Here is a 22,774-nt window from a genome sequence, read left to right on the forward strand (position 1 = left end):
CCCGGAGGATGAGAGAGATGACCAGGTACGTGTACGAATTCTCCGAGGGCGGCCGTGACATGGCGGACCTGCTCGGCGGCAAGGGAGCCAACCTGGCGGAGATGACCCGCCTGGGACTGCCGGTACCGCCCGGCTTCACCGTCACCACCGACGCCTGCCGCGCATACCTGGCAACGGGCGAGGAGCCGGGAGAACTGGCCGCCCAGGTCGCCCACGCGCTGGTGGAGCTGGAACGACGCACCGGTCGTCAGCTGGGCGGCCGTGACAACCCCCTGCTGTTGTCCGTGCGTTCGGGCAGCAAGTTCTCGATGCCCGGGATGATGGAGACGATCCTGGACATCGGCCTCGGTGACGCATCCGTCCCCGGGCTCGCCAAGGCCGCCGGCAGCGAGCACTTCGCGTGGGACTCCTACCGTCGTCTCCTCCAGATGTACGGCCGCACGGTCCTCGGTATCGCCCCGGAACGGTTCGACCGGCGCGGGAGCACCGACGACCCCGCCCGGCTCGTCGAGGACTTCAAGCAGGTGATCCGGGACGCGACGGGCGAGGAGTTCCCGCAGGACCCCGGCGCGCAGCTGTACCGCTCGATCCGGGCCGTCTTCCGCTCCTGGAACAGCGAGCGCGCCCGCCTCTACCGCCGCCGTGAACACATCCCCGACGACCTGGGCACCGCCGTGAACATCCAGGTCATGGTCTTCGGCAACCGGGGTCCGGACTCCGGCACGGGAGTCGCCTTCACCCGCGACCCGGCCACCGGCGCCCGGGGTGTCTACGGCGACTACCTGCGGGACGCCCAGGGCGAGGACGTCGTCGCCGGTATCCGCAACGCCGTGCCACTTGCCGAGCTGGAGCGGCTCGACCCGCCCTCGTACCGGCAACTCATCGACCACATGGGCACGTTGGAGCACCACTACCGCGACCTGTGCGACATCGAGTTCACCATCGAGCGCGGCACGCTCTGGATGCTCCAGACCCGGGTCGGCAAGCGCACCGCCGAGGCCGCCTTCCGTATCGCCGAGGCGCTCGTCGACGAGAAGCTGATCGGCGAGGACGAAGCGCTCGCCCGCGTCGGAGGGGCGCAGCTCGCCCGACTGATGTTCCCCCGCTTCGAGGCACACGCCGAGACGAAGCCCCTGGCGCACGGGGTCCCGGCCTCTCCCGGCGCCGCCGTCGGAGCGATCGTCTTCGACTCGGCCGAGGCGGTGCGCCGCGCCGCGACGGGGGAGAAGGTGATCCTCGTACGCCGGGAGACCACCCCCGACGATCTGCCCGGGATGGTCGCGGCCGAGGCCGTGCTCACCAGCCGCGGTGGCAAGACCAGCCACGCGGCCGTGGTGGCGCGCGGCATGGGCAAGGTGTGCGTGTGCGGCGCAGAGGAACTGACGGTGGACGTCGAGGCACGGACGCTCACCGCACCCGACCGGACCGTGCTCGCCGAAGGCACGGTGCTCTCCGTGGACGGCACGGCGGGCACGGTCCACCTCGGGGCACTGCCACTGACCGACTCGCCGGTCGGCCGCTTCCTCGACACCGGGGAACGCGACGGGGCCTTGACGGATGCCGTGGCCCGCACCCTCGAACACGCCGACTCCGTACGGCATTTGGGGGTGCGCGCCAACGCCGACACTCCCGAGGACGCGGCCCGAGCGAGGCGTTACGGGGCCGAGGGCATCGGCTTGTGCCGCACGGAGCACATGTTCCTCGGCGAGCGACGCGGCCTGATCGAGGCGATGATCCTCGCCGAGGACGAGACCGGGCGGCGCGCCGCCCTGGAAGCGCTGCTGCCGCTCCAGCGGGCCGACTTCGTGGGAATCCTGGCCGCTATGGACGGCCTGCCGGTGACCATCCGGCTGATCGACCCACCGCTGCACGAGTTCCTGCCCGACCGCACCGAACTCGCCGTACGCGTCGCCACCCACCCCACCGCCCACGACCGGCGCCTGCTGGCCGCCGTGGAGCGCATGCACGAGAGCAACCCGATGCTCGGGCTGCGCGGCGTTCGTCTGGGACTCGTTGTCCCGGGGTTGGTCGAGATGCAGGTACGGGCGATCGCCGAAGCCGTTGTGGAGCGGTTGCGGGACGGGGGAGACCCCCGGGCCGAGATCATGGTTCCGCTGGTCGGCACGGTCGGGGAGCTGCGGATCGTGCGGGCGGCTGCGGAGCATGTACTCGCCGAGGTGTCGAAGGCGTCCGGGCTCACCGTCGACTGCCCCATCGGCACGATGATCGAACTGCCCCGTGCCGCGCTGACCGCCGGCCGGATCGCCGAGGCCGCCGACTTCTTCTCCTTCGGCACCAACGACCTGACCCAGACGGCGTGGGGACTGTCCCGTGACGATGTCGAGGCGTCCTTCTTCCCCGCCTACCTGGCGCAAGGCATCTTCGCCACCTCGCCCTTCGAGACCCTCGACCGGGACGGCGTCGGCCGACTGGTCCGGATCGCCGTCGAGGAGGGCCGCGCGACGAACCCGACCCTGAAGATCGGCGTCTGCGGCGAACACGGCGGCGACCCGGACTCCATCCACTTCTTCCACGACACCGGCCTCGACTACGTCTCCTGCTCGCCCTTCCGCGTTCCTGTCGCCCGCCTGGAAGCGGGTCGCGCGGCGCTGGCGAACCGGGCCGACGGGGCGTCCGCGGCCACCTAGACAACACCGACCAAGGGGAGGGAAAGACATGACCACCCGTCATGTGACCGTCGGCGTGGACGGTTCGCTCATCGCCGTACGGGCATTGGACCGGGCCGCCGAGGAAGCGGTGCTGCGTGGCGCCCTGCTGGCCATCGTGTACGCCGTGCCCGACCTCGACGAGGCCGGCCCGGTACTGGCGTCCGCGGCTGCCCGGGTACGCGAGCGGCATCCCGGCCTGCCCGTCACGACCTCCGCCTTCGAGGGCGGACCGCTCCAGGCGCTGGCTCAGCACGGTCGGGACGCTGAGCTCACCGTGGTCGGTACGCGAGGGCTCGGCGGTATCGGTGGCTTACTGTTCGGCTCGGTGAGCCTGCGGCTGGCCGGGCACGCGCGCGGTCCGCTGCTCGTCGTCAGGGGGAACCACCAATCCGCCGGGCGCGGCGAGGTGTTGCTCGGCCTGGAAGGCGACGCCGACGCGGATGCCGCGGCGTTCGCCTTCGCGGAGGCGGAGCGCCGCGGGGTCCGGCTGCGTGTGCTGCACTCCGCGGCCCATCGGCGCCGGACGCCGGCACCCCGGGCCCCCGTCCCCGCGGATCGGGCGCGGGACGGTGCTGTTGTGCGCGTACTGACCGAACAGGCTGTACCGCGCCGTGCGGTTGCCGGGCTACGGCAGCGCGATCCCCAGGTCGAGGTGGCGGTCCGCACGGTCGACTTCGGCAGGGTTCACTCGCTGCTGGAGGCGACCCGCGAAGCCGCCGTCGTGGTCGTCGGTGCCCACGGCCCCTCCCACCGCATCGGCCCGCGACCGGGCCCGGTCATCGCCGCCCTGCTGCACCACTCCCACTGCCCGGTCGCGATCGTGTGAACGGACCCTCGCGGGAGAACGGGACACGTGCCGGATGGGCCGGTCGGTCCCGGGCCGGGACCTGTGGCCCCTCCTGACGTGGGCCTGCCACCCGGAGACTGAGTCGCATCCCCTGAGGAGGTCCGCACATGTCCCGCAACGTCACCGTCGGTCTGGACGGTTCGCCTGAGAGTCTCGCAGCCGCCGACTGGGCCGCCCACGAGGCGCTGCTGCGCGAGGTGCCCCTGCGCCTCGTGCACGCCTGGCAGTGGCAGCCCTACACGTACTCCCCGCTGGCGGGCGCCTCCGTGCCGCCGGTGGACGACTCGCAGATCGAGTGGGCCGAGCGCCTGCCGCGGGAGACCGCGGCCCGGCTCGCCGAGCGCCATCCCAGCCTGCGCATCACCGCCGAGCGGATCCCGGAACAACCCGTCACCACCCTGCTGGCTGCCGCGGAGGAGGCCGATCTTCTGGTGCTCGGGTCCCGGGGCCTGGGCGGAGTCACCGGGTTCCTCGTCGGCTCCGTGGCACTCGCCGTCGTGGCCAGGACCCAGCGGCCGGTCGTCCTCGTACGAGCCGGTGAAGGCGCCGAAGACGACCACCTGAGCGATGAAGTCGTGCTCGGCCTCGACATGGACCATCCGGACGGTTCCCTGATCGGTTTCGCATTCGAAGCCGCCTCCCGGCACGGGCGGAAGCTCCGCGTTGTCCACGGATGGAGCCTGCCGTCCTCCTACGGTTACGGCGGCGCCTTCGACGTCGACCTCAACGAGGAACTGCGCGCGCAGTTGCGGCACAACATGATCGAGGTGCTGCGGCCATGGCGGGAGAAGTTCCCCGGCGTCGAGGTGAACGAGCAGGTGGTGATCGGCAACGCGAGCTCCCACCTGATCGACGCCTCCCGCAACGCGGCGCTGGTCGTGGTCGGGCGTCGCAACCGTCGTACGCCGGTGGGCCCGCACATCGGACCGGTGACGCAAGCGGTGCTGCACCATGCCGCCGCACCGGTGGCCGTGGTCCCGCACGACTGACCGAGCGCACGGCGGCGGGCGACGACGCCCTGTACTCGGCGGCGGCCGGTCTCGCTCCGGCGGACGTCACCGCCGGCTGGACCCGCGTCTGCGCACGCGCCGCCGCCCGCATCGTCGGAGCGGAGGTGACGAGCACGAGCCGACGAGCACGAGCCGACGGGCACTGAACGCCGCGTGCCTCGGCCACGTCACGGAGGGTGTCGTGGACGTCGAGTTCCCACTCTCAGGGCTGGATGTCGAGTATCTCCGGTACCGGGCGGCGTGGTGTGTCGGGGCCCTTGGGCCCGTAGCCGAGGCGAAGCACCATCTGTACATGGCCGGTGCCCGACATCGGGTCCCGCAGCGGCCAGCGCAGGTCCGGCCACTCCAGGGCCTGGGTGACGAACGAGCTGGACAGGCCTTCGAGGGTGGCGCGCAGCAGCACGTGCTGCATGGCCTGACCGGCGTGCAGCCAGTCCTCCAGGCGGTCGCGAGATGTGCTGAGGAGGGCGAGTTGAGGGGAGCGTTCGAACGCTGTCGCGGTGCGGCCGGCCACTGACCTGGTGCCCGCGAAGTCGCGTACCGGAGCCTTGCCGCCGAGCTTGTGTGGCCCGAAGGCGTACTCCGGGACCCCGTCGGGCGTCGAGGGCACCGATGGGTCGCCGGTACGGGTCCAGGTGGCGAGGTCCTCGTCGCTGCCCGGGTCGGTCCGATTGCGTGCCTCGGCCTCCTCGACGAGCTCCAGCACCTGCTGCAGATGCCATGCGGTGGCGAAGGACAGCGACGCCCCCTCCAGACGGGCGGCGTCGCTCAGCGCCGTCCGTACGGCCTCGGGTATCTCCGTCTCCTCGAACGGGAAACGACTGCTGTGCCGCTGGTGAATCGCCGGATACAGCGTGGCAAGGTCGCTCTCGCCGCTGCCGAACCCGGTCAGTTGTACGGTCGCGAGCAGGCTGGGGTCGGCGAGGTCGGGCAGCAGCCGGGTCGCCGGGTACCAGCCCCCGTGGGCCACCGCGACCCGCAGGTTGAGCAGGGCGGCGCCGCAGCCGAGGTGGAGGGCACGGGTGTCGGGGTCGGAGTGGGGCATGGCTCGGCCGAGATCGGCGCGCACATGGAACGTGCGGCTGTTCTGAAAGTAGCGGAAGCGCCATGGCTGCGCGTTGTGCATCGACGGCGCGGCCGTGGCGTCGTTGACCAGGGTCGCCACACGCTCCGGGGAGAGTGCTCGTTGGCTCACCGCTGCCTCCCTTCAGAAGTCGGCGAGCCCTTGGACGGGGCCCGCTCCTCGGATGTCGCGGGATCCTCGCGGTGGAATGCCTGTCGGGAGAAGCGCGGTCAGTGCCCGCTGTCATCGGCCGGACTGATGCGACGCCCCGTGAGCTGGGTGGGCCTGATCGACACCCACAGCTCACGTTCGCCCCCCGCCCATGGCTTGCTGTGGGCGCGATCGGCCAGCCTTCGCACCGCGTCGGGCTCGGTGACCGCCCGGGCGGGGCCGACGGCCAGCACACTCCAGCCCTGGCTCATGGCCTCGTCCACATGGTCGACCTCGAAGGCGACTTCCGTTCCGACGGCCTCCGCCGGGGCCGAGTTCGGCGCGGTCCGGAAGACGATCGCGTTGTCGACGACCTCGTAGTTCACCGGAACGACCGCCGGACCGTCAGGGGTCGACACCGCGACGCGCCCCAGGCCGTGCGTGGAGAGGTGGGCGCGACATTCCTCCGTGCCGAGGTCCCGCAGCTGGGGATCGAGGAGTGCCTGGCCCTGGCCTGGCGGGAGATCGATTCCGCCCCCGCGCAGGGCGGCGACGGAGGTGCCCAGCGCGGCGGCCAGTCTGATGAGAGTCGCCAGGCTCGGGTCGGCCGACCGCTCTTCGAGGTAGGCCAGGTACTGGGGCGCCATCTTGGCGCGCCGGGCTGTCTCCGCCTGGGTCAGCCCCTGGCGCCGGCGTGCGGCGGCCATGCGTCGGCCGATGTCACCGGCGTGGGACGCCCCGTCCGACGGGGGCGTGCCGGCCCCGGCATCCGTCTGCTGCCGTGCCTCGTCCGTGCTCGGCGGGGAAACCGGGGCGGGGCTTTCTCGTGGCCCGTGTTCGAGGTGATGGACGTGCGCGTCGGGCCCGGGGAACACCAGCGTCACCTCGTCCGTATCCGACCAGTGCACGTCGTAGGGAGGGGTTCCGTCCTCGTGGTGGAGTCCGACAATCTCGCCGTCGCGCCTGGTGACGCCGGTGGCCGGGCTTTCGACAACGAGCTGGTCGCCGAGGTGAGCTCGCATGATCGCCGCTCCTTCCTCAGAATGGTGCTGTACCCAACGTGCCACGCGCAGAGCGCCGCCGCATGGCCCGGGCGGCCCCACCAGGAGTGCCGAACGGACCGTTCTCCGGCCGACCGGCCCGTCAGCAGATGCCGCGGGTGCCTGCGGCGCGACGACGCCATCCGCGAGGAGATCACCGGGGACATGCTGCGGCGGACGTTGGGCCCTGCGCAGGTGACGGTCGAGGCGCGTGAGGGGCAGGGGATTTTGGGCGGATCCGTCGAGGTCAAGGGCTTGATCTCCGTGATCGAGCGGCTGCGCCGGAGCGTTGACGGCGTCGCCTTGGTCTCTGAGCACAGCGCCTACCGAATCGACGGCTCCCGCACCCCGGCACATGAGATCGGGGGTGGATGTCCGATGTCGCCAGGTTCTGGGCGTGCGCGTGGCCAGAGTCGATGTGAGGCTGCCGCGCAGGCGTCCGTCACATGGGCCATCCGGCCACCTGGCGAAGGCTTCGTCCAGTGGCGGGCGTGGCCAGGCCCTCGATGTCGCGCTCGGCGGTGTTGACCAATTGCTGGGCGAGATCGTGCATGGCCCTGCCCGCCGCGAGTTCGTCACCGATCTCGGGCACATCGGCGTCCGCGGGGTTGCAGTGCGCGGCCCCGTGGCCGGTGAGGGTCGTGGTTCCGGTGTTCACCACTACACGTGCCTTGGTCGTCCCTCCGTCCTCGGAGAGGTAGAGGCGAACCTTCCACTCCACCGTATGCAGCATCACTTTCTCCTCACCTTCGTACGGACCGGTGACACCTCACGTGGCCTTGCGCCGCCACCGCGGTCCGACCTGATCCCACTCTCGCCCCCACTGGTCGTAGCGCCGCTGGTCGAGCCGCCACTGTGCGAGGCGCCCGGCGGCGAGAGCCAGGCCACCGAAGGCAAGTGCGGCTCCGGCTCCGAGCACGGCCGCCTCGACGGCGGCCGACGAGGCGGATGTCGGCGCCGTGGTGAGCTGCTCCTTGCTGTTCAGCCAGACAACGACCTTCGATCCCGTCTGATGCCCGGTGTTCACGAGGGCCCGGCCGGTGTGCTTGGAGCCGTCCGTCGCCGTCCAGCGGACCGTCGCCCGGACCTGGTTGTAGGGCGTGTCCGCCCCGACCGCCGTGGTCCGGGCCGTGCTCTCGACGAGGACGGCCTGGACCGGGTGCCGCTCGCTGCGAAGCCGCGCGAAGGACCCGTCGGCGGCATGGGCGGTCAGCATGCCGGCCAGGGTGCCGCCGATCGCGATGACCGCCCAGACGGCCAGCACGATCCAGGCCTCGACGACATCGTCGTGTCGTCGCAGGGGATTGCTGCGCCACCGCCACAGCAGTTGCCTCACACGCTTGGTGCCGCGCATCTGACTGCACCTCCTCGTCGTCCCGTCGTAGACAGGACGGTGGCAGCGGGGACCGCACGAGGGCAGGGGCCGTCCGGGCGGCTTCGTGGGGCCGTCCGGTGCTCCCCGGCGTCCGGCGGCGAGCCGTTCGGCCCTTGTCCGCGAGGAAGGACGACGCCGTGCTCGTATGCGAGGCCGTCGGTCGGCCCGAACGGCCCTGCCCGGTCCCTCTACGGGGGACCGACCGGCCCAAGCGGACAGCGGGTGTCACGCTCAGGCTGGACATACAAGGTCAATCCACGCGTGAGGAGGCCGTCGAAGGGCGCTCACATGCCGTCGCCCCCCCGCCACAGGCATCCGCCAGGTCCAGAAAGGAATCGTCATGAAAGCACTCGTGTTCCACGGTCCCGGAGAGTCCGCGTGGGAGGACGTGGCGGATCCCGGTATCCAGGATGCCACCGACGCGGTCGTCCGTGTCGACGCCGTCACGATCTGCGGTACCGATCTGCACATCCTCAAGGGCGATGTCCCGGAGGTACGCCCCGGCACGGTGCTCGGACACGAAGCCGTCGGGGAGATCGTCGACGTGGGCGGCGACGTCCGCACGGTCCGCCCCGGTGACCGTGTCCTGGTCTCGTGCATCACGGCGTGCGGCCGCTGCCGATACTGCCGGGAAAGCATGTATGGGCAGTGCCGCGGTGGCGGGGGCTGGATCCTCGGCCACTCGATTGACGGCACGCAGGCCGAGTACGTCCGCGTACCGCATGCGGATCTGTCGACGCATCTGCTGCCGGGTGCCGTGGACAGCAAGGACGCCGTGCTGCTGGCCGACATCTTCCCCACCGCCTACGAGGTGGGCGTGCTGAACGGGCGGGTACGGCCCGCGGACACCGTCGTCGTGGTCGGAGCCGGGCCGATCGGGCTCGCCGCGATCGCCACGGCACGGCTCTACAGCCCTGGGAAGATCATCGCCGTGGACCTGGCCCCGGCCCGGCTGGACGCCGCCAAGCGCCTCGGTGCCGACGCGGTGGCCACGGCGGGGGACGAGGCGGAGCAGCTGGTCGCCGACCTCACCGAGGGCCTGGGGGCCGATGTGGTCATCGAGGCGGTGGGGGTGCCGGCGAGCTTCGAGGCGTGTACCCGCATGGTGCGGCCCGGCGGGCACGTGGCCAACGTCGGCGTGCACGGCAAGCCCGTGACACTCCACCTCGAAGACCTGTGGATCAAGAGCGTGACGATCACCACCGGCCTGGTCGACACGTACTCCACGCCCACCCTGCTGCGTATGACGGCCGCCGGGCAACTGCCCACGTCGTCCCTGGTCACCCACACCTTCCCGCTGGACGCGATGGAGGAGGCCTACGACGTCTTCTCACGGGCCGCCGACACCGGCGCGCTCAAGGTCGTCCTCGGCGCACCGCAGCACGACGCCCTGACGGTCAGGACGCCCTGACGATCAGGACATCCTGAGACAAGGAAGCGAAGGGCCACGTCGGAGCAGACACCGTCGAACGCCGTGTCCGCCACCGCGGACAGCACACGGGGCGACATCGGGCGTCGCATCGCTCAGCGACGCGAGGAACTCGGACTGACCCGGGAGGAGGCGGCATTCCGGGCGGGCACGGCTCCCGGCTACGGCCATTATCTGGAGGAACTGTCCACCGCGATGCCCGGGACCGCCGTCCTCATCCGGCTGACGGACGCGTCGCAGACGAGCGTGGCGGCCCTGCGCGGAGGCGACGCCGATCTTCCTCCCGGTATCGGCCGGGCCGCCCGCCACCCTGAGCTGATCGAACTCACAGCTGTCGGGGCGCACGTCGCCTTCGAGGTCGACCACATCGACGAGGCGCTCAGCCAGGGCTGGAGCGTGCTCATACGCGGCTTCGCCCGGGCCGTGACGGACCCCGGCGCCGTGCAGCGATCGGCCGCGTCGTCCACACGCGCCACGCCCTGCCCGCCGTCCTGCCGGTCGACTTGTGCCTGGACACCGACTCCGCGGTACTGATGTTGGAGTGTTGCGGTCACCTGCCACGCGACCGTGGTGACCGGTCCCGTCGAGAACGGCCGGCTCACCCGGTCCGGCCCGCGCTCCTGGGTGGCCTCGCCCGAGGAGGTCTTCATTCGTGTCGAGCCCGAGTTGGTGACCGGTCGTCAACTCGTCGGAGGCCACACGATGTACGGGGTGGACCTGTCCTCCTGACCAGACCCGCGCCACGTCAACGGCCCTGTGCTTCGCATCCCCACCCACCGGGGAGGCGGAGCACAGGGCCGTTCGGGACTCCCGAATGGGACCAATGGGCCCGGCGGGGGTCGGGTGGCCACTGACCGCGATGACGGCCGCCGAGCAGGATCGTTCGCGGATCGAGTCATCCGCAGCCCGTCCCCAACGACCCGCGCAAGGAGCACAGCCATGTCCAGCACCCAAAGAAGCGACGAGAGGCCGTCCCCCAGGGCGGCCCTCGGCCTTCCCTCGGCGACCGCGCTCGTGATCGGCAGCATCATCGGCACCGGAGTCTTCGCGCTCCCGTCGGCCCTGGCACCGTACGGGCCGATCTCGCTCGTGGCGTTCGGCGTCGTCACGCTCGGCGCGCTCGCGCTGGCGGTGACCTTCGGGGCGCTGTCGAAGCGTGTCCCGGCGAGCGGCGGTCCGTACGTCTACGCCAGGGAGGCCTTCGGCGAGTTCGCCGGCTTCCTCAACGCCTGGTCGTACTGGATTACCGCGTGGGCCGGGAACGCCGCGATCGTGGTGGCGTGGGTCGGATATGTCGAGGTGTTCGTCAACACCGGCCACCGCACGGCGATGTCGGTGCTCATCGCGCTGGTCGGGCTGTGGATCCCGGCCGCGATCAACCTCACGGGCGTACGGAACATCGGCGCCGTCCAAGTGGTCACCACCGTACTGAAGTTCATCCCGCTGGTCTTCATGGCCACCATCGGCCTGCTGTTCATCGATCCGCACAACTTCGGTTCCTTCAACGCCAGCGGCCAGTCGGCGCTGGGCGCGATCTCGGCCGCCGCGGCCATCGCCCTGTTCAGCTACCTGGGCCTGGAGGCCGCCTCCGTGGTCGCCGGCCGGGTCCGCGAGCCGGGCCGCAACGTGCCGCGCGCCACCGTGTACGGCACCCTCGCCTGCGCCGTCATCTACATCCTGGGCACCCTCGCCGTCTTCGGCACCGTCTCGCACGGCGAACTCGGCGCCTCCACCGCGCCCTTCACCGACGCCGCCAACAACATCTTCGGCGGCACCTGGGCCGGCTACACGGTCGCGGTGGCCGCCATCATCTCCGGCATCGGCGCCCTCAACGGCTGGACCATGCTCTGCGCCGAAATGCCGTACGCCGCCGCCCGCGACGGACTCTTCCCCGGGGCCTTCGCGAAGCTGCGCGGCGAGAACGGCGTCCCGGTCTTCGGCATCGTGGCCTCCACCGTCCTTGCCTCGCTGATCACCGTGTTCAGCTACACGCGCTTCGACGACGTCTTCACCAAGATCGTGCTGCTGAGCGTGCTGACCGCCGTGATCCCGTACCTCTTCTCCGCCGCCGCCCAGCTGTACTGGCTGCTGGTCCGCGGACGCGAGACCCTCAGCCCCCGGCGGCTGGCCCGCGACATCACCGTCTCCGTCCTCGCGATGGCCTTCTCGTACTGGTCGATCCAGGGCAGCGGCTACCAGACCGTCTACTACGGGCTGTTCGTCCTGCTGCTCGGACTGCCGGTGTACGTGTGGCTGAAGCGGGGCCAAGGGGTGTACGGCGAGCAGTCGACGGCCCCCGGGCCTCTCACCGACGACAGGGCTCCCGAGACCGCCATCCCGACGGCCAGGCGGATCTCCCGTGCCGTGCCCACGAGCCGCACCGGTGCCCTCCGGAGGAACCGCCTCCGCAACCGCGACTGACCGCGCCCCGAGCCAGCCCCGCACCCGTACGACCACAGGAGCAGCCCCGCCATGAACGCCACCACCGCCTTCCACGTCGACTCCGAAGTCGGCCGCCTCCGCCAGGTGATCCTGCACCGCCCCGGCCTGGAACTCTCCCGGCTGACCCCGCGCAACGTCGACTCCTTGCTGTTCGACGACATCCTCTGGGCCAAGCGCGCCCGTGAGGAGCACGACGCCTTCGCCCAGGTGCTGCGCGACCACGGCGCCCGGGTGCACTACTTCGCCGACCTGCTGGCCCAGACCCTGGAGGTGCCCGAGGGCCGCGACTGGCTCCTGGACCGGGTCGTCACCCCAGCGACCATGGGCCCCGCCCTGCTGGACGCGGTACGCGAGCGCTGCGCCGAGCTGGACGGCGAGAGCCTCGTGGGATACCTGATCGGCGGCATGCTGAAGAGCGACCTGCCGCTCACCACCCCGCACAGCCTGGTCTGGCACGCGCTGGACACCGAGGCCTTCGCGCTCGCCCCACTGCCCAACCACCTCTTCCCACGCGACAACTCCTGCTGGATGTACGACCGGTTGTCGGTCAACCCGATGGCCAAGCACGCCCGGCGGCGCGAGAGCCTGCACGCCGAGGCCATCTACCGGTTCCACCCGATGTTCGCCTCCGCCGCGCCCGAGCCGGTCCTCGACGGCCCCGTCGGGACACTCGAAGGCGGCGACGTGCACGTCCTCGGCAACGGCGCCGTCATGGTCGGCATGGGGGAGCGGACCACCGCCCAGGCCGTGGAGAACCTGGCCGCCCGGCTCTTCTCCACCGGCACGGCCACCCGGCTGATAGCCGTCCAACTCCCCGCCACCCGCGCGTACATGCACCTCGACACCGTGCTGACCATGCTCGACCGCGACGCCTTCGCCGTCTATCCCGGCCTCGCCGACTCCCTGCGCTCGTGGACCCTGCGGCCCAGCGACGCCTACCCGACCGGTTTCGACGTCATCCCGAACTCCGACCTGGCGACAGCGCTGGCCGAGGCGCTCGACCTGGACAAGGTCCGCATGCTGTCCGCGCCGCAGGACCTCGCGGGCGCCGAGCGCGAGCAGTGGGACGACGGCAGCAACTTCCTCGCACTCGCCCCGGGTGTCGTCGTCGGCTACGAGCGCAACGTCACCACCAACACCTACCTCCGCAAGCAGGGCATCGAGATCGTCACCATCGCCGGCGCCGAACTCGGCCGCGGCCGGGGCGGCCCGCGCTGCATGAGCTGCCCGATCGAACGCGACCCGGCCAACTGAGGCCTGCCGCACCGACACGGCCATACGCCCCGACGACACCCAGGCACCCGCCCGCTCCCACCGCACCAGCGAGGAATCCCATGACCACGGACCTGCGAGGACGCTCCTACCTGAGCGAACTCGACTTCACCGCCGCCGAGATCCACCACCTCCTGGACCTGGCCGCCGACCTCAAGGCGGCCAAGCGCTCCGGCACCGAACAGCCCCGGCTGACCGGCAAGAACCTGGCGCTGATCTTCGAGAAGACCTCCACCCGCACCCGCTGCGCCTTCGAGGTCGCCGCGGCCGACCAGGGCGCCGCCGCCACCACCTACCTCGGCCCCGGCGACACCCACGTGGGCAGCAAGGAGTCCATCGCCGACACCGCCCGCGTCCTCGGCCGGATGTTCGACGGCATCGAGTACCGCGGCGCGGCCCAGTCGATCGTCACCGAACTCGCCGCCCACTCCGGCGTCCCCGTCTACAACGGCCTCACCGACACCGCACACCCCACCCAGAGCCTGTGCGACGTCCTCACCATGCACGAACACAGCCCCAAACCAGTGCCGGAGATCAGCTACTGCTACCTCGGCGACGCCCGCAACAACATGGGCAACTCGCTGCTGTCGATGGGCGCCCTGCTCGGCATGGACGTACGGATCGCCGCGCCCGAGGCGCTGTGGCCGGCACCCGAACTGGTCGCCGCCTGCCGCGCGCTCGGCGAAGACAGCGGGGCCCGGATCACCCTCACCGAGGACGTCGAGACCGCCGTACGCGGAGCGGACTTCCTGCACACCGACGTCTGGGTCTCCATGGGCGAACCCGCCGCCACCTGGCGCGAGCGCATCGAACTCTTGCTTCCCTACCAGGTCAACGACAAGACCCTCGCCCTCACCGGAAACCCTGACGTGAAGTTCATGCACTGCCTGCCCGCCCTGCACGACCACCACACCCACCTCGGCCGCGAACTGCTCGACACCTACGGTCTGGACGGCCTCGAAGTCACCGACGAGGTCTTTTCCTCACCCGCCTCCGTCGTCTTCGACCAGGCCGAGAACCGCCTGCACACCATCAAGGCCGTACTCGTCGCCACTCTGGAGGACTGAGCCATGCGCATCGTCATCGCCCTCGGAGGCAACGCCCTGCTGCACCGCGGCGAACGCCCCGACGCGGCCGTCCAGGAGGCGAACATCGACCGGGTGACCACCGCGATCGCCGCCCTCGCCCAGGAACACGAGATCGTCATCACCCACGGCAACGGCCCCCAGATCGGCCTGCTCGCCGTCGAGAGCGCCGCCGACCCCGCGCTGAGCGCCCCCTACCCGCTGGACCTGCTCGGCGCCCAGACCCAGGGCATGATCGGCTCCCTGCTGGCCCGCACCCTGCACGACGCCCTGCCCGGACGGCGGATCGCCGCGCTGGTCACCCACACCCTCGTCCGGGCCGACGACCCCGCCTTCGACCACCCCACCAAGTTCGTCGGCCAGGTCTACCCCTACGAGATCGCGTCCACGCTCGCCCGCCAACGCGGCTGGCGCATCGCCGCCGACACCACCGGCTGGCGCCGCGTCGTCCCCTCCCCGGCACCCGAACGCGTTCTGGAGACCGACACCGTCCACGAACTGCTGAACAGCGGCACGCTCGTCATCTGCGCCGGCGGCGGAGGCGTCCCCGTCACCGCCGACCACGACACAGGCGCACTCACCGGGGCAGAGGCCGTCATCGACAAGGACCTCACCGCGGCGCTGCTCGCCGAGGACCTGAAGGCGGACTTCCTCCTCATCCTCACCGACGTGCCGTGCGTCTACGACGGCTACGGCACTCCCGACCAGCGGCCCGTCCTCGGCGCCACCCCAGCCGAGCTGCGCCGCGGCGGCTTCCCCGACGGCTCCATGGGCCCCAAGACCGAGGCCGCCGCCCGGTTCGTCGAACACACCGGAGGACTGGCCGCGATCGGATCCCTGGACGCGGCGTACGAGATCGTCCACGGCAGCTCGGGCACCCTCGTCCGGCCGGATCTGTCCGCCGCGTGAGTGCCCGTGACAAGGGGGCCGGACGGCCCCGCCGGGTGGGCCGGACGGCGGGGCCGTGGGCCCTGCCCGGCCCCTCCTGACGGCGATCGTGTCGCACGAGTATGGAAAGGGAGACATTCCAGTGCGGAACAAGGGAGAGAACCGGCGATGACAGCGACAGTGACAGCCGGGACACGTGCGCCCGAGGCATGGCGCGGTTTCGCCGGAACGCAATGGCGCGAGCGCGTCGACGTACGCGACTTCATCCAGGCCAACTACACCCCGTACGAGGGCGACGCGGCCTTCCTGACCGGCCCGACGGACCGCAGCCGCACCGTGTGGGAGAAGGTCAGCGCCCTGTTCCCGGAGGAACGGCGCAGGGGCATCCTGGACGTCGACACCAGGACGCCGTCGACGATTACCTCGCACGCGCCCGGATACATCGACCGTGAGCGGGAGCTGATCGTCGGCCTGCAGACCGACGCCCCGCTGAAGCGCGCGATCATGCCCAACGGCGGCTTGCGGATGGTCGAGAACAGCCTGAAGGCATACGGCTACGAGCCCGACCCCTTCGTCACCCGCGTCTTCGGCACCTACCGCAAGACCCACAACGACGGTGTCTTCGACGCCTACACACCCGAGATGCGCGCCGCCCGCAAGGCCGGGATCATCACCGGACTGCCCGATGCCTACGGCCGCGGCCGGATCATCGGCGACTACCGGCGCGTGGCGCTGTACGGCACCGCCCGACTGATCGAGGCCAAGCACGCGGAGCGCGCTCGGTTGGACGCACAGCCGTCCACGTCCGACGTCATCCGCGACCGGGAGGAACTGGCCGAGCAGATAAGGGCGTTGGACGAACTGACGCGGATGGCGGCCTCGTACGGCTGCGACGTCTCCCGCCCCGCGACCACCGCCCGCGAGGCCGTGCAGTGGCTCTACCTCGGCTATCTCGCCGCCGTGAAGGAACAGAACGGCGCCGCCATGTCGCTGGGCCGCACCTCCACCTTCCTGGACGTCTACCTGCAACGGGACCTGGAGGAGGGGATGCTCGACGAGTCCCGCGCCCAGGACCTGATCGACGACTTCGTGATCAAGCTGCGGATCGTACGGTTCCTGCGCACCCCCGAGTACGACGCGCTGTTCTCCGGCGATCCGACCTGGGTGACGGAGTCCCTGGGCGGCATCGGCACGGACGGGCGTCCCCTGGTCACCCGCACTTCCTTCCGCTTCCTGCAGACCCTCTACAACCTCGGCCCGGCCCCTGAACCCAACCTGACCGTGCTGTGGTCGCCCCGACTGCCCGCGGGCTTCAAGGAGTTCTGTGCCCAGGTCTCCATCGACACCAGCGCCGTCCAGTACGAGTCCGACGAGCTGACGCGCCCGCGCACCGGGGACGACACAGCGATCGCGTGCTGTGTGTCGGCGATGGCGGTCGGCAGGCAGATGCAGTTCTTCGGGGCACGGGTCAACCTCGCCAAAGCCCTGTTGTACGCGATCAACGGTGGCCGGGACGAGCTGACCGGCGAGCAGATCGCTCCCCAGGCACCCGCGTTGACCGGGGAGTACCTGGACTACGAGGAGCTGTCGGCGGCGTACGACCGCATGCTGGACTGGCTGGCGGGGACGTACGTCAACACGCTCAACGTCATCCACTTCATGCACGACAAGTACGCCTACGAGCGTATCGAGATGGCGCTGCACGACCACCCGGTGCACCGCTTCATGGCCTGTGGCGTCGCGGGTCTCTCGGTCACCGCCGACAGCCTGTCCGCCGTCAAATACGCCCGGGTGAAGGTGATCCGGGACGACACCGGGCTGGCCGTCGACTTCGAGACCGAAGGCGGCTGGCCGGCGTACGGGAACAACGACGACCGCGCCGACGCCCTCGCGGCCGGCCTGGTCGAGTCCTTCATGGCCAAGGTGCGCAAGCACCCGGCCTACCGGAACGCCGAGCACACCCAGTCCGTACTGACCATCACCTCGAACGTCGTCTACGGCAAACACACCGGCAACACCCCCGACGGCCGGCGCGCCGGACAGCCCTTCGCACCTGGGGCCAACCCCATGAACGGGCGTGACCGGCACGGTGTGGCCGCCTCCGCCCTGTCGGTCGCCAAGTTGCCGTACGAGCAGGCCCGCGACGGCATCTCACTGACGACGACGATCACCCCGGAGGGCCTGGGACACGCGCCCGGCGAGCGGGCCGGGAACCTGGTCGGCATCCTCGACGCGTACACGGCCTCCGGCGGCTTCCACATGAACGTCAACGTCCTGGACCGGACCACGCTGGAGGATGCGATGGAACACCCCGAGAAGTACCCGGAGTTGACCATCCGCGTCTCCGGCTACGCCGTCAACTTCGTCCGTCTGACCCGTGAGCAGCAGCTCGACGTGATCAGCCGCACCTTCCACGGATCGCTGTGAGCGCGATGAAGGTCGTGACGACGGGCCGGATCCACTCCTGGGACCTGTCCACCGGCGTGGACGGTCCCGGGACCCGGTTCGTCCTCTTCACCAGCGGCTGCCCGCTGCGGTGCCTGTACTGCGCCAACCCCGACACCTGGCACATGCGGGACGGCCGCGAGGTCACGGTCGACGAGGTGATGGCGGAGACCGAGAAGTACCGGGGCTTCGTCACCACGGCCGGGGGAGGGGTGACGATCACGGGAGGCGAGCCATTGCTCCAGCCCGCCTTCACCGCCGAACTCCTCCGCCGCTGCAAGGAGGTGGGGCTGCACACCGCACTCGACACCTCCGGCTTCCTCGGCGAGCGCGCCTCCGACGAACTCCTCGTCGACACGGACCTGGTACTCCTGGACATCAAGTCCTTCGACATTCGCGCCTACCGGAAGCTGACCGGCGGAGAACTGGCCCCCACGCTCAACTTCGCCACCCGCCTGGACAGCCTCGGCATCGCGGTGTGGATCCGCTACGTTCTCGTCCCCGGCTGGACCGACGATCCGGAGGCCGTGAACGGGCTCGCCCGCTTCGTCGCCGGTCTCGGCAACGTCGACCGCGTGGACGTCCTCCCGTTCCACAAGCTGGGCGCCTCGAAGTACGAGGCTCTCGGGGTCCCCTTCCCGCTGCGGGACAACCCGGTTCCCGACCCGGCGCTGACGGAGCGCGTCCGTGAGCAGTTCAGGGAACACGGGCTCACCGCCTACTGAGGCCTGAGAACTGGGGTCGTCGACGACGGGAGGGCACGGTGGGGGGGCGTGCGCCATTGAAGCGCAGGGGCTCTGCCGGATTGAAGCGCGGGGGTTAGGCCGGATCTTCTGGTCTGTGGAGACACGCTGCCTCCAGCGCGCATGTCGTCGTCGCCGAGCTTCCCCGTCGGCAACGCGTCGTGCAGCTGGTCCCGACCCGCCTGCCACTTTGAGGCAGCCGCTCTGGCCATGGGGCCGCGCCAGTGGCGCGGGAAAGTCCGAGCGGGACCCGTCAGCGACACCGACGGGCGTTGAGCCGGGCGGCCTGGCGCGTCAGGTGGTCGCGCTCGGGGAGGTTGGGTGCTTTTTGGGCCGCCTCGGCGTACAGCCGTGCCGCCGTCGCCAGGTCGCCGTCGCGCTCGTGGAGGTAGGCCGCCACCGCGGTGTGGCGGGGCAGTGAGTCGTCCAGCGCCGCGAGTGCGTTGAGGCCGGCGCGCGGTCCGTCGGCCTCGCCGACGGCCACCGCGCGGTTGAGCCGGACGACCGGGCTGTCGGTCAGGCGCGCGAGCTCGTCGTACCACTCGACGATCTGCACCCAGTCGGTCTCCTCGGCGGTGGGCGCGTCGGCGTGGAGTGCCGCGATGGCGGCCTGGGCCTGGAACTCGCCAAGGCGGTCGTGGGCGAGGGCCGCCTGCAGGATCTCGACGCCCTCGGAGATCGACGCGGTGTCCCACAGGCCGCGGTCCTGCTCGGCGAGCGGCACCAGGCTGCCGTCGGGCGCGGTCCGGGCGGCGCGCCGCGCGTGGTGGAGCAGCATGAGGGCGAGCAGCCCCGCCACCTCGGGGTGGTCGATCGCTGCCGCGAGCTGCCGGGTGAGCCGGATGGCCTCGGCGGCGAGGTCGACGTCGCCGGAGTAGCCCTCGTTGAAGACCAGGTAGAGGACGCGCAGCACGGTGGCGACGTCGCCGGGCTGGTCGAACCGCACGCCGGAGACGGTGCGCTTGGCCCGGCTGATCCGCTGCGCCATGGTCGCCTCGGGCACCAGATACGCCTGGGCGATCTGGCGGGTGGTCAGCCCGCCCACGGCGCGCAGCGTGAGCGCGACCGCGGACGACGGCGTCAGCGACGGGTGGGCGCACAGGAAGTAGAGCTGGAGCGTGTCGTCCACCGCGGGTGCGGGAACTGGCGCCGGTTCCTCGTCGACGAGGTCCTCACGCCGGCGGCGGGCGGAGTCCGCGCGGGCCTGGTCGAGGAACTTGCGCCAGGCCACGGTGACCAGCCAGCCCTTCGCATCCCGCGGCGGGTCGGCCGGCCAGACGCGGACCGCCTCGACCAGCGCGTCCTGCACGGCGTCCTCGGCCGCCGCGAAATCGGCTCCGCGGCGGACGAGGATGGCGAGCACGCCCGGCGTGAGGCTCCGGAGCAGGACCTCGTTCACTTCAGTGGCACTCCATGGTGTTGGGCTGCACGCCCAGGAACGGGCGCAGCTCGAGCCACTCGTGGATCGGCTTCCCGCCCGCCCCGGGGGCGGCTGACAGCTCCCCGGCCAGCTCGACGGCGCGTTCGTAGCTGTCGACGTCGATCACCATCCAGCCGGCGATGAGGTCCTTGGTCTCGGCGAACGGGCCGTCGGTGACCGGCGGGCGGCCCTCGCCGTCGTACCGGACGAACGTCCCCTCGGGGGCGAGCGCCTGACCGTCGACGAACTCGCCGGTCTTCTCGAGCCGTGCCGCGAAGTCGTTCATGTACTGCACGTGGTCCGAGATCTCCTGCGGCGTCCACTGGTCCATGGGCACGTCGTTGACCGCGGCCGGGGCGCCTCGGTAGTGCTTGAGCAGCAGGTACTTGGCCATCGTGGTTCTCCTCGGTGCTGTGCGACCCATTGTGGTCGCGTTCACTGCGGGGACGGAGCCGGACACGGGTTCTCGACATCGCCGCCAAACTCTTTTTGGCTCTCGCGGATGAACCCGGGTGAGCCGTCTCGTGGTGTCCGGGTCCACGGCGTGGCGCGAGGGCGAGACGGAACGAGGCCTTCCAAGATCAGCAGTGACCGGGCAACCGAATCTGTCACCCGCGATCCCGACATCGGTGGTGGACAGGGTCTGCAGGGCCGTCAGTCTGTTGAGGCTCGACGACACCACGGCGTCGGCGATGGCGCGACGGCTCGGGGCGAACCGGTGATCTCACGGTGGCCGCACGTCAGCCGTCGCAGTGCTCACCTCGTCACGAGGCGCGGGGCAGCGCGAGCCAGTCCTGCCAGGTGATGTCGCGGCCCAGACAACGGGGCTGCTGGAAGGGCCAGTCGGCGGCGATCCACTGCGGCACCAGCGCGTCGAGCGCGCGCTCCACCTCGCCGCCGACGAGGTCGTCCACCACCCACCAGGAGACCTCGCCGTCGGAGCCGGTGCGCTCGGGCGGGTCGATGTAGACGCAGCCGAGGATCGCCGTCTCCTCCTCGTCCAGCAGCGCGTAGTTGAACGACTGGTGCGCGGCTATCTCCTTCTCGTGCCGCAGCAAGTCGATGCGGTCCTCTTCATAGGTCATCGTCTCCTTGGGCCAGGCCCAGGCCGGGCCGAAGATCTCCCACAAGCGCTCTCGGGAGCCCATCACGGCGGGGTAGTCGATCGCGGTGTCCGCCTCCCGGATCGGCCGCAGATGCAGCGCGGTGTCGGGCACGGGCACGTAGACGGGGTGGACGAAGTCCCCAGGAAGCCAACTCATAAGGGCCGAGGCTACAGCCGGTCGACGCGGGACGATCCAGGCGGCGGGGGCGCTACGGCGGACGACCACCGGGCTCCGCCTCGGCGAGGGGGAGAGCGGGCGTTGCTATCTGTCCTGGACCGTGCGGAGGTGGCCTGCGGCGTTGGTGATGGGGCTAAGTCACGCTGGTGCCTGCGACGTTCTGGGCCACGGAGAAGCCGACCTTGGAGCCGGTGATCGAACCGCAATTCTGAAGAAGCGCCGTAAGCATCCGCCTGCCTAGCGTTGCGAAGTACGAGGGACGACCTGCAACGGGAGGGGACATCATCATGGGCGACGAGCAAGCTGCGGCGGTGGACAGTACGGCGGAGCGGGTCGCCTTGTGGCGGGCCATGCACGTCCAGGTCGATCCGCCGCCACACGTGCTCGAGGACGAGGTCGGCCTGCGGCTGGCGGCCCCGGACGACGGCTGGCGCCGCCGCCCGGACATGGACCCGCACGCCATGAGGCGCGTTCGGGCGGGCATCGTGGCCCGGGCTCGTTTCGTCGAGGATCTGGTCGTCGAGCAGGTCGGTCGGGGCGTCGGTCAGTACGTCATCCTCGGCGCGGGCCTGGACACCTTCGCGCAGCGCAGGCCGGAGATCGCCTCCCGCCTACGGGTGTTCGAGGTCGACCAGCCCGGCCCGCAGGCCTGGAAGCGGCAGCGCCTGATGGAGCTCGGCTTCGGTGTCCCCGAGTGGCTGCGGCTCGTGCCGGTCGACTTCGAAGCGGGCGACTCGTGGTGGGAGCAGCTGGTGGCCGCCGGCTTCGACGCGGGGCAACCGGCGGTGGTGGCCTCCACGGGCGTCTCCATGTACCTCACCAAGGACGCGAACGCGGCCACACTGCGCCAGGTGGCAGTGCTCGCCCCCGGTTCCACGCTGGCCATGTCGTTCATGCCGCCGCTGGAGCTCGTAGATGAGGAGGCTCGCCCCATGCGCCAGGCGGCGGAGCACGGCGCCCGAGCATCAGGGACGCCCTTCATCAGCTTCTTCACCCCGCAGGAGATGCTGGCACTGGCCCGCGACATGGGTTTGAAAGAGGCCCGGCATGTGTCGGCGGCCATGCTCAACCAGCGCTACTTCGCCGACAGGACGGACCGTCTTCGGACGTCCAGCGCAGAGGAACTGCTCGTGGCGACGACGTACGAGTTCCCCCGCGATTGAGACGGGAGTGCGAAGCGGGCGATGGTGTGGTGCCACCACGCCCGATCACCGCCCTGGCAAGATGGCGGCATGGAACGTGTGCTTGGAGTCGGTGGCTACTTCCTGCGGGCCGCCGACCCGGTGGCCCTGGGCGCGTGGTACCGCGATTGCCTGGGCCTGGACGCCGATGAGAACGGCCTGTGGCGTCAGGACGCCGGGCTGACGGTGTTCGCGACGTTCGAGTCCGAGAGCGACTACTTCGGGTCCCGCGCCCAGCAGACCATGCTCAACTTCCGGGTCCGCGACCTGGAAGCGATGCTCGCGCAATTGCGCGCCAAGGGAGCGGACGTGGCTGAAGAGACGCAGGACATGGAGGGTGTCGGTCGATTCGGCTGGGTCACCGATCCTGAGGGCAATCGGGTCGAGCTGTGGCAGCCAGCCTGACCGCGTCTTCACGCAGACGGTGACGTG

Annotated in this window: 21 protein-coding genes; 14 read left to right on the forward strand and 7 right to left on the reverse strand. The window is 70.7% G+C overall.

The window, feature by feature from the left end; translation table 11 throughout:
• The first annotated feature begins 17 nt into the window (after positions 1 to 17).
• The 3 genes from ppdK to OIC96_RS46035 all read left to right on the forward strand — a co-directional run bounded on the left by ppdK (position 18) and on the right by OIC96_RS46035 (position 4,505).
• A complete protein-coding gene (gene ppdK / locus OIC96_RS46025) occupies positions 18 to 2,648 on the forward strand; it encodes a pyruvate, phosphate dikinase (RefSeq protein WP_330302095.1) in 2,631 nt (876 codons plus the stop codon).
• A gap of 28 nt (positions 2,649 to 2,676) precedes the next feature.
• On the forward strand, positions 2,677 to 3,495 hold the full coding sequence (locus tag OIC96_RS46030) for a universal stress protein (RefSeq protein ID WP_330302094.1): 819 nt from the start codon (positions 2,677 to 2,679) through the stop codon (positions 3,493 to 3,495).
• Positions 3,496 to 3,623: 128 nt separating this feature from the next.
• A complete protein-coding gene (locus OIC96_RS46035) occupies positions 3,624 to 4,505 on the forward strand; it encodes a universal stress protein (protein WP_330302093.1) in 882 nt (293 codons plus the stop codon).
• A 223-nt stretch (positions 4,506 to 4,728) separates the two neighbouring features.
• Here the strand turns inward: OIC96_RS46035 and OIC96_RS46040 are convergent, their stop codons facing one another.
• From OIC96_RS46040 to OIC96_RS46055, 4 genes are all read right to left on the reverse strand, one after another.
• Positions 4,729 to 5,721: an Acg family FMN-binding oxidoreductase gene (locus OIC96_RS46040; protein ID WP_330302092.1), complete on the reverse strand. Its 993-nt coding sequence runs from the start codon at positions 5,719 to 5,721 to the stop codon at positions 4,729 to 4,731.
• A gap of 98 nt (positions 5,722 to 5,819) precedes the next feature.
• Positions 5,820 to 6,761 (reverse strand): pyridoxamine 5'-phosphate oxidase family protein, encoded by a 942-nt coding sequence (locus OIC96_RS46045; protein WP_330302091.1) that lies wholly within the window; start codon positions 6,759 to 6,761, stop codon positions 5,820 to 5,822.
• Between the two features lie 460 nt (positions 6,762 to 7,221).
• Positions 7,222 to 7,512, reverse strand: a complete 291-nt coding sequence (locus tag OIC96_RS46050; protein ID WP_330302090.1) for a dsRBD fold-containing protein — start codon at positions 7,510 to 7,512, stop codon at positions 7,222 to 7,224.
• 36 nt (positions 7,513 to 7,548) lie between these two features.
• Positions 7,549 to 8,133 (reverse strand): Rv1733c family protein, encoded by a 585-nt coding sequence (locus OIC96_RS46055; protein WP_330302089.1) that lies wholly within the window; start codon positions 8,131 to 8,133, stop codon positions 7,549 to 7,551.
• Positions 8,134 to 8,494: 361 nt separating this feature from the next.
• On the opposite strand from OIC96_RS46055, the gene OIC96_RS46060 reads away from it, so the two are divergent.
• The 9 genes from OIC96_RS46060 to pflA all read left to right on the forward strand — a co-directional run bounded on the left by OIC96_RS46060 (position 8,495) and on the right by pflA (position 18,440).
• Positions 8,495 to 9,565, forward strand: a complete 1,071-nt coding sequence (locus OIC96_RS46060) for a zinc-dependent alcohol dehydrogenase family protein (protein ID WP_330302088.1) — start codon at positions 8,495 to 8,497, stop codon at positions 9,563 to 9,565.
• 63 nt (positions 9,566 to 9,628) lie between these two features.
• Positions 9,629 to 10,117 (forward strand): helix-turn-helix domain-containing protein, encoded by a 489-nt coding sequence (locus OIC96_RS46065; RefSeq protein WP_330302087.1) that lies wholly within the window; start codon positions 9,629 to 9,631, stop codon positions 10,115 to 10,117.
• A gap of 36 nt (positions 10,118 to 10,153) precedes the next feature.
• Complete coding sequence (locus tag OIC96_RS46070; protein WP_443058486.1) at positions 10,154 to 10,312, forward strand: hypothetical protein; 159 nt, start codon at positions 10,154 to 10,156, stop codon at positions 10,310 to 10,312.
• 210 nt (positions 10,313 to 10,522) lie between these two features.
• Entirely contained in the window at positions 10,523 to 12,004 is a 1,482-nt protein-coding gene (locus OIC96_RS46075) for an APC family permease (RefSeq protein ID WP_406501247.1), read from the forward strand.
• Between the two features lie 51 nt (positions 12,005 to 12,055).
• Positions 12,056 to 13,279 carry an arginine deiminase gene (locus OIC96_RS46080; protein ID WP_330302086.1) on the forward strand — a complete coding sequence of 408 codons (1,224 nt, stop codon included), beginning with the start codon at positions 12,056 to 12,058 and terminating at the stop codon, positions 13,277 to 13,279.
• Between the two features lie 80 nt (positions 13,280 to 13,359).
• Positions 13,360 to 14,364 carry an ornithine carbamoyltransferase gene (gene argF / locus OIC96_RS46085; RefSeq protein WP_330302085.1) on the forward strand — a complete coding sequence of 335 codons (1,005 nt, stop codon included), beginning with the start codon at positions 13,360 to 13,362 and terminating at the stop codon, positions 14,362 to 14,364.
• A 3-nt stretch (positions 14,365 to 14,367) separates the two neighbouring features.
• Entirely contained in the window at positions 14,368 to 15,291 is a 924-nt protein-coding gene (locus OIC96_RS46090; protein ID WP_330302084.1) for a carbamate kinase, read from the forward strand.
• A 147-nt stretch (positions 15,292 to 15,438) separates the two neighbouring features.
• A complete protein-coding gene (gene pflB, locus OIC96_RS46095; RefSeq protein ID WP_330302083.1) occupies positions 15,439 to 17,697 on the forward strand; it encodes a formate C-acetyltransferase in 2,259 nt (752 codons plus the stop codon).
• Between the two features lie 5 nt (positions 17,698 to 17,702).
• Positions 17,703 to 18,440, forward strand: a complete 738-nt coding sequence (gene pflA, locus OIC96_RS46100) for a pyruvate formate-lyase-activating protein (protein ID WP_330309953.1) — start codon at positions 17,703 to 17,705, stop codon at positions 18,438 to 18,440.
• A gap of 271 nt (positions 18,441 to 18,711) precedes the next feature.
• On the opposite strand, the gene OIC96_RS46105 is transcribed toward pflA, so the two are convergent.
• From OIC96_RS46105 to OIC96_RS46115, 3 genes are all read right to left on the reverse strand, one after another.
• Positions 18,712 to 19,857, reverse strand: a complete 1,146-nt coding sequence (locus OIC96_RS46105) for an RNA polymerase sigma factor (RefSeq protein WP_330302082.1) — start codon at positions 19,855 to 19,857, stop codon at positions 18,712 to 18,714.
• 1 nt (position 19,858) lies between these two features.
• Complete coding sequence (locus tag OIC96_RS46110; protein ID WP_330302081.1) at positions 19,859 to 20,272, reverse strand: YciI family protein; 414 nt, start codon at positions 20,270 to 20,272, stop codon at positions 19,859 to 19,861.
• Between the two features lie 370 nt (positions 20,273 to 20,642).
• A complete protein-coding gene (locus tag OIC96_RS46115) occupies positions 20,643 to 21,140 on the reverse strand; it encodes an N-acetyltransferase (protein WP_330302080.1) in 498 nt (165 codons plus the stop codon).
• A 308-nt stretch (positions 21,141 to 21,448) separates the two neighbouring features.
• On the opposite strand from OIC96_RS46115, the gene OIC96_RS46120 reads away from it, so the two are divergent.
• Positions 21,449 to 22,324: a class I SAM-dependent methyltransferase gene (locus tag OIC96_RS46120; RefSeq protein ID WP_330302079.1), complete on the forward strand. Its 876-nt coding sequence runs from the start codon at positions 21,449 to 21,451 to the stop codon at positions 22,322 to 22,324.
• 69 nt (positions 22,325 to 22,393) lie between these two features.
• The gene (locus OIC96_RS46125; RefSeq protein WP_330302078.1) at positions 22,394 to 22,747 is read left to right on the forward strand and encodes a VOC family protein; all 354 of its coding nucleotides are present in this window, start codon (positions 22,394 to 22,396) and stop codon (positions 22,745 to 22,747) included.
• Positions 22,748 to 22,774 lie beyond the last annotated feature (27 nt).

The sequence above is a fragment of the Streptomyces sp. NBC_00775 genome, from assembly GCF_036347135.1.
Lineage (GTDB): Bacteria > Actinomycetota > Actinomycetes > Streptomycetales > Streptomycetaceae > Streptomyces > Streptomyces lutosisoli.